The sequence below is a fragment of the Chryseobacterium sp. NFX27 genome, from assembly GCF_049887855.1.
GTDB lineage: Bacteria > Bacteroidota > Bacteroidia > Flavobacteriales > Weeksellaceae > Chryseobacterium.
Genome location: NZ_JAGEKK010000005.1, coordinates 16,294 through 31,427, shown reverse-complemented (window position 1 = coordinate 31,427; position 15,134 = coordinate 16,294). Strand labels below are relative to the sequence as shown.

Annotated in this window: 12 protein-coding genes; 4 read left to right on the top strand and 8 right to left on the bottom strand. The window is 38.4% G+C overall.

The genetic code is table 11. The annotated features are described in order from the left end of the window. Nucleotides 1–346: 346 nt before the first annotated feature. Nucleotides 347–1,084: a hypothetical protein gene (locus J4Q03_RS06975; protein ID WP_426047485.1), complete on the top strand. Its 738-nt coding sequence runs from the start codon at nucleotides 347–349 to the stop codon at nucleotides 1,082–1,084. Nucleotides 1,085–1,225: 141 nt separating this feature from the next. Here J4Q03_RS06975 and J4Q03_RS06970 read toward each other — a convergent pair whose 3' ends face one another. From J4Q03_RS06970 to tsaE, 6 genes are all read right to left on the bottom strand, one after another. After that, nucleotides 1,226–3,508 carry a cation:proton antiporter gene (locus J4Q03_RS06970; protein WP_426047484.1) on the bottom strand — a complete coding sequence of 761 codons (2,283 nt, stop codon included), beginning with the start codon at nucleotides 3,506–3,508 and terminating at the stop codon, nucleotides 1,226–1,228. A 230-nt stretch (nucleotides 3,509–3,738) separates the two neighbouring features. After that, nucleotides 3,739–4,449: a LytR/AlgR family response regulator transcription factor gene (locus tag J4Q03_RS06965; protein ID WP_426047483.1), complete on the bottom strand. Its 711-nt coding sequence runs from the start codon at nucleotides 4,447–4,449 to the stop codon at nucleotides 3,739–3,741. After that, nucleotides 4,424–5,197, bottom strand: coding sequence for a histidine kinase (locus J4Q03_RS06960; RefSeq protein WP_426047482.1), 774 nt, complete (start codon nucleotides 5,195–5,197; stop codon nucleotides 4,424–4,426). Before J4Q03_RS06960 ends, J4Q03_RS06965 begins: the two co-directional genes overlap by 26 nt. A 140-nt stretch (nucleotides 5,198–5,337) precedes the next feature. Continuing rightward, nucleotides 5,338–5,730: a hypothetical protein gene (locus J4Q03_RS06955; protein ID WP_426047481.1), complete on the bottom strand. Its 393-nt coding sequence runs from the start codon at nucleotides 5,728–5,730 to the stop codon at nucleotides 5,338–5,340. Next, nucleotides 5,730–6,923 carry an alanine dehydrogenase gene (locus J4Q03_RS06950; RefSeq protein WP_426047480.1) on the bottom strand — a complete coding sequence of 398 codons (1,194 nt, stop codon included), beginning with the start codon at nucleotides 6,921–6,923 and terminating at the stop codon, nucleotides 5,730–5,732. The genes J4Q03_RS06955 and J4Q03_RS06950 overlap by 1 nt, the downstream gene beginning before the upstream one ends. 65 nt (nucleotides 6,924–6,988) lie before the next feature. Then, nucleotides 6,989–7,396, bottom strand: a complete 408-nt coding sequence (gene tsaE / locus J4Q03_RS06945; protein WP_426047479.1) for a tRNA (adenosine(37)-N6)-threonylcarbamoyltransferase complex ATPase subunit type 1 TsaE — start codon at nucleotides 7,394–7,396, stop codon at nucleotides 6,989–6,991. 188 nt (nucleotides 7,397–7,584) lie between these two features. Between tsaE and dnaG the strand changes: the two genes are divergently transcribed. The 3 genes from dnaG to J4Q03_RS06930 all read left to right on the top strand — a co-directional run bounded on the left by dnaG (nucleotide 7,585) and on the right by J4Q03_RS06930 (nucleotide 11,989). Then, on the top strand, nucleotides 7,585–9,567 hold the full coding sequence (gene dnaG / locus J4Q03_RS06940; protein WP_426047478.1) for a DNA primase: 1,983 nt from the start codon (nucleotides 7,585–7,587) through the stop codon (nucleotides 9,565–9,567). Nucleotides 9,568–9,687: 120 nt separating this feature from the next. Beyond that, nucleotides 9,688–10,374: an ATP-dependent Clp endopeptidase proteolytic subunit ClpP gene (gene clpP, locus J4Q03_RS06935; RefSeq protein ID WP_034726592.1), complete on the top strand. Its 687-nt coding sequence runs from the start codon at nucleotides 9,688–9,690 to the stop codon at nucleotides 10,372–10,374. A gap of 349 nt (nucleotides 10,375–10,723) precedes the next feature. Beyond that, the gene (locus tag J4Q03_RS06930) at nucleotides 10,724–11,989 is read left to right on the top strand and encodes an esterase-like activity of phytase family protein (RefSeq protein ID WP_426047477.1); all 1,266 of its coding nucleotides are present in this window, start codon (nucleotides 10,724–10,726) and stop codon (nucleotides 11,987–11,989) included. A 128-nt stretch (nucleotides 11,990–12,117) separates the two neighbouring features. Here the strand turns inward: J4Q03_RS06930 and tpiA are convergent, their stop codons facing one another. Both tpiA and J4Q03_RS06920 read right to left on the bottom strand, forming a co-directional pair. Beyond that, nucleotides 12,118–12,879 carry a triose-phosphate isomerase gene (gene tpiA, locus J4Q03_RS06925; RefSeq protein WP_111956156.1) on the bottom strand — a complete coding sequence of 254 codons (762 nt, stop codon included), beginning with the start codon at nucleotides 12,877–12,879 and terminating at the stop codon, nucleotides 12,118–12,120. Nucleotides 12,880–12,989: 110 nt separating this feature from the next. Continuing rightward, the gene (locus tag J4Q03_RS06920) at nucleotides 12,990–15,116 is read right to left on the bottom strand and encodes a S9 family peptidase (protein ID WP_426047476.1); all 2,127 of its coding nucleotides are present in this window, start codon (nucleotides 15,114–15,116) and stop codon (nucleotides 12,990–12,992) included. Between the last annotated feature and the right edge of the window lie 18 nt (nucleotides 15,117–15,134).

The following is a 15,134-nucleotide window of genomic DNA, read 5'->3' as shown; positions in this document are numbered from 1 at the left end:
ATAATATGTTCCGTTATTGAAATTCACAGAGCGAAGGTATAAAATATTTTTTAAACTCATAATATTTTTGGTTTAATTATTTTTCGAGTTTTTTATCATGGTTAATCCGCACTGTGGATAATTACTCCTTTGACGTTCTTATTCTGCTGTTCCAGGCTTAAAGTGGTTATCGGGAAGATTGGGCAACAGCTGTTCTGCTTTTTTGACTTCTTTATCTTTTTTAACTGGCTTTTTCTGTTAGAAGAGAAGTGTAATAGCCGTCTTTTTGTACTTTTGTATGAAGAAGCTTTTGGTAAAAAAATGACTTCACCGAATCGTATCCATTTTATCATTAAAATCTAATACTATGAACTATCTGAAAAAAATAACATTCACAATATGCTTTGCCGCAGGCATCTGTCACGCTCAGCAAAAAAATGCTGATGCAAATTATAGTTTTAGCGGTCTTCTTGACCAAAAAATTCCTGTTGAACTGGCCGTCAGTGTTTCAAAGAATGTTGTTTTAGGGAATATCAGATATGTAAAAACTAAAGAAAAGAAACCCATTAAAATAATAGGAATGCTGGATTCCGGAAATCATTATCATCTGGAGGAATTTGAAAACGACGGGAATATCAGCGGAATTATTGACGCTGTACTAAAAAATGGAAAATTAGAGGGAGCCTGGTCTTCCACAAAATCTGATGCGGTTTATCCCATGGTGCTTGATGTCCAAACTAAAGTGAATCCGAAGCCGGCAATATTTTCACCCGTTCCACCTGATCATTTTGAAGGAACATATACCTATCAATATGGAGAAGACGGGTATCAGGGAAGTATTACGATTAAAAAGACAAAAGGTCAGATGTATTCCTATGACATTGGTTCTGTGACCAGGGCTCCGGGCAGAAATATTGCAGATGCGTCGGGAGAAGTGATGATTAAAAATAATCAGTTTACTATTGAAATCAATAAATCATGTTCATTCCTCGCTACATTTTATAATGGATTTTTATCAATTACACCGGTTCCGTCTGATCAGTCGCGTGATTGTGAGTTTGGACTGAATGCAACTTTAGATGGAACTTTTCTTAAAGTGAAATAGATTGTGAATTAACGAAAAACAAACTTATTGAATAACTCCAAGCCATGCAAGAAAATAATATAACAATATAACAATGTACCAGTTTATCAATCATTTAATCCTATTGTTACATTGTTAGACTGCTACATTGTTACATTAATTTCAAGGGTTAGAGATAATCAACGTCGATGGAATATCAGACAGCCAAAGACTCTTAGTGTCGATCAGGTTTTTCCAGCTTTTGCTGCTGACCAGCATCAGATCCTGGGAGCTCAGGAATTCTTTTTCTATTTTTTTCTCGTTATATAAAGTGATATGATTAGGGGCTACCTGTTCAATGCTTCTGATCAGTTCTTTCACCTCAATATTGTTACGGATTTGTCCGGCAGCATCCAGAATGATGATCTGGGAATTGTTATTGTTGATCAGTCTTTTGGCATATTCAAGCAGATAAAAATCGCTGAGATTAAACATGGGGATAAATACTTTGTCTGCGGATTTGAACTCTTTCTCAACCAGAACTCCTACCGGAATATTGGTCTTATCAAGGATCTGAAGGGTAAAATCGTCAAAAGGAGAATTATTGAAAATGTTTCCTTTGCCCTTTACTGTATTCAGAAGCTTTTCAGGGTTGATGATCTTCGTTGTGAATCCTAGTAACCTTCCCAGTAAACTTCCTTCGTACATGGATTTGCCGAGCATAATCAGAAGCAGGTCGTAATTTCCTTTATTTGAAATGCCTGCAAGATCGCTTTCAATATCGGTAGAGGCTTTGAAAAGGGTAGTGACTTCAAGCTTCAGGTCGTGAGAAGTTTCAATAACATTTTTAAACTGTGCCTCTTCATATTCACTAATATCATAAGCATGCATTTCATCTACCGGAGCAATATTCATGGCTGTAATGCTTTTGTTGCCGTTCATTTTGTTGGTGAAATCGTGGGCAAGCTTCAGCAGTGTGCTTCCGGATTCAGGCTTATCAAAAGACAGCAGTACCCTGTATTTTGAATCGTTATTGCCGGAAGTATCTTCATCAGAACTTTTTTTAGATTTAAAAATAAAATTAATAAAGTCTAAAGCCGGTCCTGTCATAAAAGTGGTGAATAAAGCCATGATAACCAACATGGCAAAGATCTCCGGACTTAATACTCCCAGGTCATATCCGATGTTCAGGACAATAAGCTCCATTAATCCTCTGGTATTCATCAGAGCACCGATCGTTAAACTTTCTTTCCAGTTGATCCCTACGAACCTTGCTGTAAGTGCGCTTCCTGCAAATTTTCCTATTACTGCCGTTAAGATGATAAATCCTGCCGTTATCCATAGATGACTGTCATTCAGAAGCCCGATCTGAGTACGGAGTCCTGTAAATACGAAAAACAGAGGAAGAAGAAGGACTAAGGCCACATCTTCTACCTTATCAATAAAAAGGGTGCGAAATTTTGCATTTTCCGGCATAATAGCACCAGCCATAAAAGCGCCGAATAAGGCATGGATACCGATCACTTCAGTAGCGTATGCAGAAAGAATAAGCGTCAGGAAGAAAATAGCGACCATCGGTTTGCTGATGGTGTTTTTGCCTGCCTGAAGATCGCCGATCCTTTTCAGGAATGGCCTTACAATCTTGATCATTAAAAAGACATAAGCGACTGCCATAATGATCACATAGATGGAACTGGTGAAAGAGCCTGCCTTAACAATGGCAATAACGGCTGCAAGAATGCACCATGCTGTAATATCATCTGCCGCAGCACAGGTAATAACAATCGTTCCCAGTTTGGTTTTCTGAAGATTTCTCTCCTGAACAATCCTGGCGAGTACAGGAAATGCAGTGATACTCATTGAAATAGCAATGAATAACGCAAATGATGTAAACTGAATACCTTCCGGGGCAAACTCCTGATACACAAAATAAGAAAGCCCTATACCCAGCGCAAAAGGAATAATGATACTCGCATGGCTGATCACCACTGCATCATGTGCTTTCTTTCTCAACACACTGAGATCCAACTCCATTCCTACGATATACATAAACAGAATAAGGCCTATCTGGCTCAGAAACTGTAAATTACCTAAAGATTCTTTTGGAAAAAGGAATGCTGAAAACTCAGGAAAATACATCCCCAGCAATGAGGGGCCTAAAACAATTCCCGCAATCATTTCTCCAATTACCGTGGGCTGCCTGATTTTCATACAGATCCACCCGAAAAGCCTTGCGACAAGAATAATAGTGACGATCTGCGCCAGAAGAAGAGCCAGCGGGTGATGAAGATTGGTTTTAAAAGATTCCTGGAAATTTTCCCAGGTAGAGCCCGTGTTGGTTTTTGTGACTATATTCTCTTTGATCTCCAGCGTCTGTCCTTCTATAATAAACAAGTACATCAGGCAGGAAAAAAAAGCTATGGTTGCGATGTAAAAAATTAAATTTCTGTATTTTCCCCAATTCATGATTCCTAATATTTAATGCAAAGTTGATGAGAATATATTGATGTTAAAAACGGTTCTTTTTAAAATGTAACCAACATTCTAAAAAATGTAATAAAATCTACGAAAGAACAGCCGGACCCGGAACTGTTTTCTCTGGCTGCCAGACTAATCAACAACAAAAAAAGGTGTAAAGTTAAGAGGATACGCTGTAAGAAGCTGCTGCATCTGCAATGAAGTCTTAAATGTAAGATTTACTTTCCAAACAGCTCCATTAATGCCTGTTTATAGGCTTCTCCAATCTGAAGTTTAAGGAAATGGTCTCCTTCCGGCTGGATTGTGGTAATTATTTCACTGGCAGAAAGTATTTTGATAGAAGACAGGGCGATAACCTCCTTTTTGTTGACCTGTGCGAAATCTTTTGAAGGAAGCATTTCCAGAAGGTTTTTAAAATTAAGGTTTTTAAGAACAATTGTAGTTCCGTCATTCAGGATAATATCTTTGTCGCGGCTGTCGATTTCTGATGTTTTAATATAAGCGATCTGTTCGGTAAAAATCACCGTACGGCCGATATTCGTGTTCCATTCGATCATATGTTTTTTATGAGGAATAGCGGTCAGCTCTTTTGCTTTTTCGAAGGCCTGGAGCAGTCTTTCTTTTTTGATGGGTTTTCTGACATAATCTACCACATTCAGGTCAAAAGCTTCTGCTGCATATTCTTTATAGGCGGTTGTAAAGATGATCTTTTTGGAACCGGAAATGCGTTCTGCTACCTGGAGTCCTGTCATTCCGGGCATTTCAATATCAAGGATACAGAGATTGCAGTCTATTTCGTTTATTTCATTCAGGAAAACTTTGGGATCATTAAATGCCTTTACCACTTCTACATTTTCGATCTGTTCGCAGAGAAGCTTTAAATAGCTGATCGCCAGTAATTCATCATCGAGAATAACGCATTTTATCATAGAAATCTCCTAAATTGATTTGTAATTCTGCAGTGAATATACCGTTTTTTGAACTTTTTTCCAGCTGATAGTTATTGCCGTAGATCATTTTAAGCCTCTGATCCAGAGACTGGCTTCCGAAACCGCTGTTTTCCTTTTCAAGAATATTCTTTAAGGAAGCTTTGTTGCTTACTTTCATGGTGAAAATTCTGTTTTCAAGCTCCAGGTGGATAGAGATAAAAGAATCCTGAGCCAGAAAATCAGTATGTTTAAAGGCATTTTCAATAAGATCAACGGAGATCAGCGGGGCAAATACCATTTCTTCGTATACCGCATCAGACTTATTGATCTTTGATTTGATCCTGAAATCAAAAAGTGGGTTGATCTTTATTTTATTGATCTCAATAAGGCTTAAGGCGAAATTTAATTCTTCTTTCGGGCTGACAAATTTATTGTTGCTTTCGTACAGGATATAATCCAGAACATTCGCAAGTTTATCCAGAGACATGTAAGTTTGGTAGGCATGCGACTGCACGGAATTAAGAATATTCTTAAACAGATGAGGATTCAGCTTCGTGCCGATATGTTCCAGCTGAACTTCATTCAGTTTCTGTTCAATAATCCTGTTGGCTTCAGAAAGCCTGATATTTTTCTGTTTAATCCTGCTGTTTTGACTGAAAAGGTAGATACTGACCGTAAGCAGGAAGAAAATAGCAAAAACTCCAATGAATATCAGATAATCGTGGATCATGTAGTAATTGCCTTCCATAAAAAATAGTATTTGACGCTAATATCTAAAAATCAGTTTAATTTAACCATTAAGAACATTTAAGCTATTAAGGTTCATTAAGAAAAATATCAAAGATGTTTTATAAAGCGTGCTGCTTATTATTTGACGTTGTCAAATTCTTAATTATTCTTTTGGGGTAAGTTTCTCAACTTCTTCAAAGAATTCAGCGTTACAGTTTCTTCACATTTTTCATATGTGATTTCGTAAGAAGGATTCTTCTCAGGATAGGTCAGAACATAATCAGGACAAGGTTTTTTCTGTGCGTGGCTTCTGTCGAAATCTACTTTTCCTTTGGTAATGATACTGTCTTTTATAAACTTTTCATTAATTTTATAAGTATTCATTCCGTTTTTAACGTCTTCGGAATATCTGAATTCTTTAGAAAGGGTTTCTGCAATTACGCGGCTGTTGGGAAGATATCCGCTGCAGCTCGCCCCTTTTTTGTTCAGAATAAAAAATACAAGAATCAGCCCCGGGATAAGGCCTATTAAAAAGAATTTAGCTTTTTTCATTAGAAAATTAAAAGATTGATATCATGGTAGGTAAGTCCGAAACGGTCGCAGATCACTTTTTTGGTATGTCTTCCTTTGTACATATATAAGCTCTGCTTCATTTCATTCTTGCGGATCAGCATGTTTTCGAAGCCGCCTTCTTCATCATAATTCAGGATATAGGAAAGGAAGAAATTGGAGATTGCTTTTGTGGTTGTTCTGGGCATTCTGGATGTCAGATTCGGAAGTCCGCAGTGGATCACGCCGTGTTTGATCACATACGGATTATCCATGGTCGTAAGCTCTGAAGTTTCAATCACTTTGCCGTTATCTATCGTAATATCTATGATGACGCTGCCTTTTTTCATTTTCGCAACCATTTCTTCAGTAACGATCGGGGTCATATTTAATCTTGGAAGGGCACCGATCACCACATCTGCACGTCTTAAGGCTTTGCTTAATTCTTTCGGATCAATAATGGAAGTCGGAACACGACTGTCTACTAAGGTGTGGAGTCTTCTCAATTTTGAAAGTGAATTATCAAAAACCCTCACACTGGCTCCAAGGCCTATGGCCGCTTTTGTAGCAAATTCGCCTACGATGCCGGCTCCTAAAATAACAACTTCAGCAGGTCTTACTCCTGTGATGCCGCCCAGCATTAAGCCGTTTGATAAAGCAAGAAGTTCTGACGCATATAAAACAGAGACTGTCCCTGCAATTTCACCGATCAGTCTTACCAGAGCAAGCTGCTTATATTCATCTACGATAAATTCAAAAGCAATAGCATTAATCTTTCTTTCTGCAAGTTTTAAGAAGTAATCTTTGTCTCTCAGATTGATCTGAAGGGCTGAAACCAGATAGGTGTTAGGTTTCATATAGTCTATTTCTTCTTCTGTAGGCGGATTAACCTTTAAGATAAGATCCTGTCCGAAAGCCTCTTTGGGATCATTGGTGATCTTTGCTCCGGATTCGGAATACTGAAGATCTGTAAAAAAAGAACCTTCTCCGGCGCCTGCTTCTATAATAAGCTCGTGGCCGTGTTCTACCAATACCTGTACTGCATCCGGAGTAATACAAGCCCTCCTTTCGTTAAGACAGGTTTCCTTAGGAATTCCAATACTGAACTGTTTTCCTTTCTTAATAACCTCCAACTTTTCTTCCTTCGGCATCAATTCTTCTTCAGTGAAAGGAGTAAAAATATTTGTAGTACTCATTCTTTAAATAAATTAGGTCTTACAGGTTGTTATTACTATGAATTATAAGCAAAGATACATAATATTTACTCGAATGAAACTTCTCTTTTATCTCCGGTATTCACGATGCTCATTGTGTGATAGTTAAGCCCGTAGAGCTCTTCTTCATATACTTCCGGCCATTCTATGATGCATAGAAAAGCATTGTCCAGATATTCTTCGATGCCGATGTCGTACACTTCTTCAATGTTTTTTAAACGGTAAAGATCAAAATGATAAATCTTTCCTTCCGGTGTATTGTATTCGTTGACAATAGAGTAAGTGGGAGAATTGACTTCATCAGTGCTTCCCAGTTTTTTAAGAAGAAACTGCGTAAATGTTGTTTTACCCGCACCAAGGTTTCCTTTTAAAAGAAGGATATTATGCTTTAAGTCAGGAATAAGTTTATCGACAATTTCCTGCCAGTCTTCGATGTTTTGTATCGTATAGTTCATTATTTCTTTAAGTTTTTAGATATCGATCATAAAAATAGGCTGTTCTTTCTTTTGATCGCTCAAGATTTTAAAACCGTTTTCAAAAATACTCAATGAAAGTGATTTATAAATTAAAAATTAGATATAATTAGCAATTTGTATCTAATTTCCAATATCCGATATCTGTATAATTTACTTATTTTTGCACTATGATTTCCAAACAGACCATTGATAAAATATTCTCTACAATCCGTGTTGAAGAAATAGTGGGAGAGTACGTTCAGCTGAAAAGAGCAGGGTCTAATTTCAAAGGACTCAGTCCTTTTCATGAGGAAAAGTCTCCCAGTTTTGTTGTTTCTCCAAGTAAGCAGATCTGGAAAGATTTCTCCACGGGAAAAGGAGGAACGGCTATTTCTTTTCTGATGGAGATCGAAAACTTTACGTATCCTGAAGCCCTTCGTCATGCCGCCAAAAAATACGGAATCGAGATTGAAGAAGATCAGCGGGAATTTTCTGAGGAAGCAAAACACGCACAGACGGAAAAAGATCAGCTGTATAAAATACATGAGGTTGCCAACTCTTATTATCAGGATATTCTTTGGGATTCAGAAGAAGGAAAAAGTATTGGTTTAGCTTACTTCAGGGAACGTGAGCTGAAGGACGATATCATAAAGAAATTCCAGCTGGGATATTCACCGGAAAAGAAGAATGCTTTTACAGTTTATGCAGAGGAAAAAGGCTATACAAAAGAAATCCTTGAAAAATCCGGACTTTCCATATTTCCTGAAAATACACCTTCCGGGATCGACCGCTTCCGGGAAAGAGTTATTTTCCCGATTCACAGTTTTTCGGGAAGGGTTTTAGGTTTCGGAGCCAGAATCCTTAAAAATAATGTCAAGACAGCCAAGTATCTGAATTCTCCGGAAACGGAAATTTACCATAAATCCAATGTACTTTATGGGCTCAACCAGAGTAAACAGGCTATTTCCAGAAAGAATATCTGTCTTCTTGTGGAAGGTTATATGGACGTGATAGCCCTTCATATGGCGGGAATTGAGAATGTAGTGGCAAGTTCCGGAACATCTCTGACAACGGAGCAAATTAAGCTTATCAAAAGGCTTACAGAAAATGTAACCATTCTTTTTGACGGAGACAATGCCGGGATTAAAGCAAGTTTCAGAAGTATTGATATGCTTCTTACCGAAGGCATGAATATCCGTGTCCTGCTGTTTCCTGATGGCGATGACCCGGATTCTTTTTCCAGAAAACATCCGCAGGAATACGTTGAAAAATTCATTGAAAATGAAGCGAAGGATTTTATTGATTTTAAAGCTGAAATTCTTTTAAGGGAAGTTGGAAATGACCCTATTAAAAAAGCTGAAGCGATCCGGGATATTGTAAAATCCGTAGGTTTCGTTCAGAATGCTTTAAAAAGGGAAGTTTATCTTAAAGAGGTTTCCAATAAATTCGGACTTTCGGAACAGAGTCTTTTCAATGAACTTGATGTACAGAAACAGATCACACAGAATCAGCATCAGCATGTTCAGCAACAGAAAGAGAAAGTTCAGCCAAAACTGGAGATTGTACCTCTTGATGAGGAGAAGGAAGATCCTTATCTGTACGATGTTCTGTTTATGGAAAGCAAACTTGTCGATCATATGCTGATGTTTGGGGATATCGTTTTGAAAAGGACCAATGAAAAAAACGAGGAATATCAAATTACTGTCATTGAAGAAATCCTGATGCATTTTGAAGAAGAGCAGTACCGTTTTTTAGTAAAAGGCAATGAAATCATTATTGAACAGGTAAGGGAAGGTATTCAGAAAGATGAGTTGAGAAGCGGAAACTTTTTTGTGACATTCATGGATGAAGAGATCACCACTAAAGTAGTGGATGCTCTGATGCCTCCTGATGAATTGGAGAACTGGGGTTCCAGAAATATTTATCCTCCCAATTATGGCGACAAAATAGCAGAACAGGTGCAAGGTGACGTTCTGCTGCACAAATACAGGTATATTGATTATCTGATTAAAGAAACAGCAAAGCAGCTGGATGAATACAGGGGCACTGATGAGACAAAATATTATGAGCTGATTAAAAAGATCACCCTGCTGAAACAGGCCTCCATAAGATTGAGCAATATTATTGAATATTCACCGATCAAGGGGATCTACGTCGATAGGAAACGATAATCTACAGACATATTACTGATGATCAGATGGTATTCTGTGACAAAAAGTCCTATAAAATTTTAGGAATAAAAGTTGTAATTTAAACCTTGAAAAAAATATTTAATAATACATAATAGAAATATGGACATTAAAAAAGACTTCAGAGATTTCTCTGTAAAACATTTAGGAAATAACGGTCTGGTTACCGATCAGTATATGGGAATGTATGGTCCAACGAATCTTACGCCGTATATCATGGAAGAAAGAAGATTAAACGTTGCACAGATGGACGTATTTTCACGTCTGATGATGGACAGAATCATCTTCCTGGGAACCGGAATTGACGATCAGGTTGCCAACATCGTAACGGCGCAGCTTTTATTCCTGGAAAGTGCAGATCCATCGAAAGATATCCAGATCTACATCAACTCTCCGGGAGGAAGTGTATATGCTGGTTTAGGAATCTATGACACCATGCAGATCATCAAGCCGGATGTAGCAACAATCTGTACAGGTATGGCAGCTTCAATGGGAGCGGTATTACTTGTGGCAGGAGAAAAAGGAAAGCGTTCTGCGCTTAAGCATTCAAGAGTAATGATTCACCAGCCTTCAGGAGGTGCTCAGGGGGTAGCTTCAGATATGGAAATCAACTTAAGAGAAATGTTGAAGTTGAAGCAGGAGCTTTACGAAATTATCGGTCACCACTCAGGACAAACTTACGAATGGGTAGAGAAATCTTCTGACAGAGATTACTGGATGACTTCTGAAGAAGCAAAAGGCTACGGAATGGTAGACGAGGTTTTACAGAGATCTACAGAGAAAAAATAATTTCCTTTTTAGGAATATTGAAAACGCACCAAGTCGGTGCGTTTTTTTATTTTTATTGACCACAAAAGGGACAAAAGTTTAACACTTTAGTTTTTTTGAGTTTAGAAGCTTTGAAGAAAGAAGATCACTTAAGTTTTTTGAAAATCTTTGATTTTCATACTGACAACAATTCGTCGGATCAAAATTCCCCTCCCTTGGAGGGGTGGCAAAAATTCAAAGAATTTTTGACGGGGTGGTTTAAAAATATGAACCATGAACACACCTCAAAATCTTATTGTTAAAATACAATTATTATTAAATTCAAGATCAGTTTACAATCAATGTATACTTTCGCGGCATAAAAGTAATTATGAAAAAACTGCTGTTACCGGCGATAGTATTCACAGCGCTTGCCTCATGTAAAGATGATGACAACAAGATGAATAACCAGGATATCAACTATACTAAACTACCCCAGGAATTTCCTTTCTCCAAATTAGCAACGGTGAATGGTGTAGATGTCATTAACGGAGGATTTGGTTCCGGTGCAGCAGCACATCCTACCAGAAAAGGAGAATTTTATGTGATCACAGACCGTGGCCCTAACACAGATTATCTGAACGGGAAAAAATTTCCGGCCCCGAATTTTACGCCTACCATCATGCATTTTAAAATTAATGCAGAAGGAAATATCGAGGTCATTAAATATATTAAACTGAAAAATCCATCCGGCCAGCCGATTACAGGCTTACCAAACCCCGCAGGAATGGGAAGTACTGGAGAAACAGCTTATGATTCATCAGGCAACGTTTTAGGAACCGATAATTACGGTCTCGACAGTGAAAGTATTGTAGCAGCAGCGGACGGAACATTCTGGGTTTCTGATGAATACGGCCCGCACATCGTTCACTATAATGCGGATGGGATAGAACTGGAAAGAATAAGCCCGATAGGGGTAAATACAGGACCACGTAAGCTTCCTGCTGTTTTAGCCAAAAGAAGGGCCAACAGAGGAATGGAAGGCTTATGCATCACTCCGGATGGAAAAATGCTCGTAGGAACGATACAGTCTACGATGTATGTACCCACAAAAGCTTTGGCCACCAATACAACGTTAACAAGAATTGTAACCTTCGATATTGCAACGGGACAAACGAAGCAGTATCTGTATAAACAAAATGGCGGTGCTTCGGACTCGGTATGTGATATCACAGCCATCAGCAGCACAGAATTCCTGGTAATCGAAAGAGACGGGAATTTTGGATCGCAGGGTGGCATCAAAAAAGTATACAGGATCAATATTGCAGGCGCTTCAGATGTGAATGGAGCTGATATTACAGCCGTTGATGGCATGAAAATCAATAATAAAACTTTAGAGCAGTCTACCTGGGACGAAATTACAAATGCCGGATTAAAACCGGTTTCTAAGGTTTTGGCCGTGGATCTGGTGGCAAAATTAGGATATGAACATGATAAATTTGAAGGAATCGTTTATTTAGGAAATAATAAGCTGGCTGTCTTCAATGATGATGATTTCGGAATCTTAGATGACGGAAACGGAAATCCTAAAGCCAAAATCCTTCCTAAAACCGGGAAAGTAGACAAAGGAACAATGTATGTAGTCGATATTCAATAATTAGATTTTTTTTAAGAAAGCGGCGGCATCGAAGATGCCGCCGCTTTTGATTGTATATGGTTTGTATTCAATTGGAATGGGCTTTAGCCCATTTAATCAAAATTATAATTCTATAGCTTTAGCCCAATTTATGAATTAAACCCTTCAATAATTTTAGAGAAATCCTCCAGTTTTAAAGCTGCACCTCCTATTAATCCACCATCGATATCAGGCTGAGAGAAAATCTCTTTGGCATTATCCGGTTTCACAGAACCTCCGTAAAGGATAGAAACTTCGTCAGCAACCTCCTGTCCGTATTTTGCAGCGATGATGCTTCTGATATGTGCGTGGATTTCCTGAGCCTGCTCCGGAGAAGCTGTTTCCCCTGTTCCGATAGCCCAAACCGGCTCGTAAGCGATCACTACTTTTTTGATCTCTTCAGCAGAAAGCGTGAAAAGAGCAACTTCAGTCTGGTTTTTCACCACCTCGAAATGCTGTCCCGCTTTTCTCTGTTCAAGCGTTTCACCATTACAGTAAACAGGAATCAGGCCTTTGTCAAGTGCTAATTTGATCTTTCTGTTGCAGTGAGAATCCGTTTCACCGTGGTACTGTCTTCTTTCAGAGTGTCCGATCAATGAACCGGTTACATCGATAGATTCCAGCATGTCTGCAGAAAGTTCTCCTGTATAAGCACCGCTTTCATGCTCGCTCATATCCTGAGAGAAAACACCGATTTCATCTTTTTCGAAGATATCTTTGGCCATCATTAAATATAAAGAAGGCGGTGCAATCCATACTTCGCAGTTGGTGGTATTGTTGTTTTTATAGCTCAGTAATTGAATCATCAACTGCTGTGCGTCAATGACATTCTTGTTCATTTTCCAGTTTCCTGCAACTATTTTTCTTCTCATAGTCTATATAATTATGTAATTATTGTTTATTTATTTTTATTTCGCGCAGATTTATGAACGGATACCTGTGAATTCACAAAACAGAATTCATAAACCTGCATGATACTTAATTATTTAGTAATTCCCTCTAATTTAAACATAAAAGCATACACCAGCGAGATATCCTTCAGGTAGTCAAATCTGCCAGAAGCACCGCCATGGCCATAATCCATGTCAGTTTTTAATAATAATACGTTTTTGTCAGTTTTCATATCTCTAAGCTTGGACACCCATTTTGCAGGCTCAAAATACTGTACCTGGGAATCATGAAGTCCTGTGGTTACCAAAATGTTGGGATAATTTTTCTTTTCAATATTTTCATAAGGTGAATAAGATTTCATATAGAAATAAGCCTCCTTATTGTTCGGGTTTCCCCATTCGTCATATTCGTTGGTAGTCAATGGAATACTTTCATCAAGCATGGTATTGACAACATCTACGAACGGAACCTGTGAAATTACGCCATTCCATAAATTGGGGTTCATATTCACTACGGCACCCATCAAAAGGCCTCCGGCACTGCCACCCTGAGCATAAAGATGTTTTGGTGAAGTGTATTTTTCTTTAACAAGATATTCTCCCGCATCAATGAAATCGGTGAAAGTATTTTTCTTTTTCATCATTTTTCCGTCTTCATACCATTGTCTTCCCATTTCCTGGCCGCCACGGATGTGTGCAATCGCAAAAGCAAAACCTCTGTTCAGAAGACTCAGCCTCGTACTGCTGAAAGCTGCATCCATAGAGCTTCCGTAAGATCCATATGCATAAAGAAGTAACGGACTGTTTCCATCCTTTTTGAATCCTTTTTTATAAACAATAGAAATTGGGATCTTTGTCCCGTCTTTTGCCGTTGCGAAAAGCCTTTCAGTAGTATACTCATCTTTAGCATAACCGCCAAGAACTTCCTGCTGTTTCAACAGTATTCTTTTCCCTGTCTTCAAATCCTGCTCAAATTGTGAAACAGGCGTAATCATGGAAGTATATCCGAAACGGAATTGGTCCGTATTGTATTCAGGGTTTTCCAGTGAGGAAATGGTGTAAGCAGGCTCATCAAATGTCAGAGCCTCCTTTTTACCGGTCTTTCTGTCGTAAATTACAAGCTGCGTAAGTCCGTTCTGTCTTTCACTGAAAATCAGATAATTTTTAAATGCACTCACAGACTGCATGAGAACATCGTTTCTGTGCGGAATAAAATCTTTCCAGTTCTCAACACCCGTTTTATCCAAAGGAGTTTCCGCTATTTTAAAATTAAGGGCATCCTTATTCGTTCTGATCAGGAATTTGTCTTCCAGAGGGGTGATCGTATACAAAACGTTCTTCATTCTTGGCTGGAATACCTGGAATGTTCCGTTCGGTTGATCAGCATCCAGATATCTTGTTTCAGAAGAAGTGGTAGCACCCGAATAAATCAGAAGAAATTTATGATTTTTAGACTTGTATACCGAGATATAATTGGAGTGGTCTTTTTCCTCATAAACCGTTACATCTTTAGCCGGATCTGTTCCCAGCGTATGTCTCTTGATTTTTTCAGATAAGAGAGTAACCGGGTTTTTCTCTGTATAGAAAATGGTTTTATTGTCATTGCCCCATTCTGCGGAGCCTTCTGTATTCTTAATGCCAAGATCAGTTGTTTTACCGGTCTTCAGATCTTTTAAAAATAAAGTGTATTGTCTTCTGGAAACATCATCCACACCATAAACCAGCTTTGTATTATCCGGGCTTATGTTGAAGCCTGATGCAGCATAATAAGCATGTCCTTCGGCCAGTTTATCCACATCCAGAAGAACCTCTTCCGGAGCAGTAAGGCTGCCTTTTTTCCTGCAGTATTTGAAATATTGTTTTCCGGCTTCCGTACGGGTATAGTAATAATATCCGTTTTCAAAAACAGGAACAGATTCATCTTTCTCCTTAATACGGGCCTTCATCTCCTGGAACAGATTTTCCCTGAAAGGTTCCGTATCTTTCATCATGCCTTCCCAATAGGTGTTTTCGGCCTTCAGATAATCAACGACTTTTGTAGAATCTTTTCCTTTTTTGAAATAGTCGATCATCCAGTAATAAGGATCATTCACTTTATCACCGTGGATTTCCCGGATATGTTCCTGCTTTTCTGCCATAGGAGCTTTAAGGGCAGGAAACTTTTGAGATTGTATCGTAGATGCGCTCATAATTAATATTCCCAGATAGAATTTTTTCATAGTATATTTTGCTTATTG

Bases quoted from the DNA above. Each gene is read 5' to 3' on its own strand.
- J4Q03_RS06920 (WP_426047476.1), bottom strand. From the start codon at position 15,116: ATGAAAAAATTCTATCTGGGAATATTAATTATGAGCGCATCTACGATA.
- J4Q03_RS06955 (WP_426047481.1), bottom strand. From the start codon at position 5,730: ATGAAAAAAGCTAAATTCTTTTTAATAGGCCTTATCCCGGGGCTGATT.
- clpP (WP_034726592.1), top strand. From the start codon at position 9,688: ATGGACATTAAAAAAGACTTCAGAGATTTCTCTGTAAAACATTTAGGA.
- J4Q03_RS06950 (WP_426047480.1), bottom strand. From the start codon at position 6,923: ATGAGTACTACAAATATTTTTACTCCTTTCACTGAAGAAGAATTGATG.
- J4Q03_RS06970 (WP_426047484.1), bottom strand. From the start codon at position 3,508: ATGAATTGGGGAAAATACAGAAATTTAATTTTTTACATCGCAACCATA.
- J4Q03_RS06965 (WP_426047483.1), bottom strand. From the start codon at position 4,449: ATGATAAAATGCGTTATTCTCGATGATGAATTACTGGCGATCAGCTAT.
- J4Q03_RS06975 (WP_426047485.1), top strand. From the start codon at position 347: ATGAACTATCTGAAAAAAATAACATTCACAATATGCTTTGCCGCAGGC.
- tpiA (WP_111956156.1), bottom strand. From the start codon at position 12,879: ATGAGAAGAAAAATAGTTGCAGGAAACTGGAAAATGAACAAGAATGTC.
- dnaG (WP_426047478.1), top strand. From the start codon at position 7,585: ATGATTTCCAAACAGACCATTGATAAAATATTCTCTACAATCCGTGTT.
- J4Q03_RS06930 (WP_426047477.1), top strand. From the start codon at position 10,724: ATGAAAAAACTGCTGTTACCGGCGATAGTATTCACAGCGCTTGCCTCA.
- tsaE (WP_426047479.1), bottom strand. From the start codon at position 7,396: ATGAACTATACGATACAAAACATCGAAGACTGGCAGGAAATTGTCGAT.
- J4Q03_RS06960 (WP_426047482.1), bottom strand. From the start codon at position 5,197: ATGGAAGGCAATTACTACATGATCCACGATTATCTGATATTCATTGGA.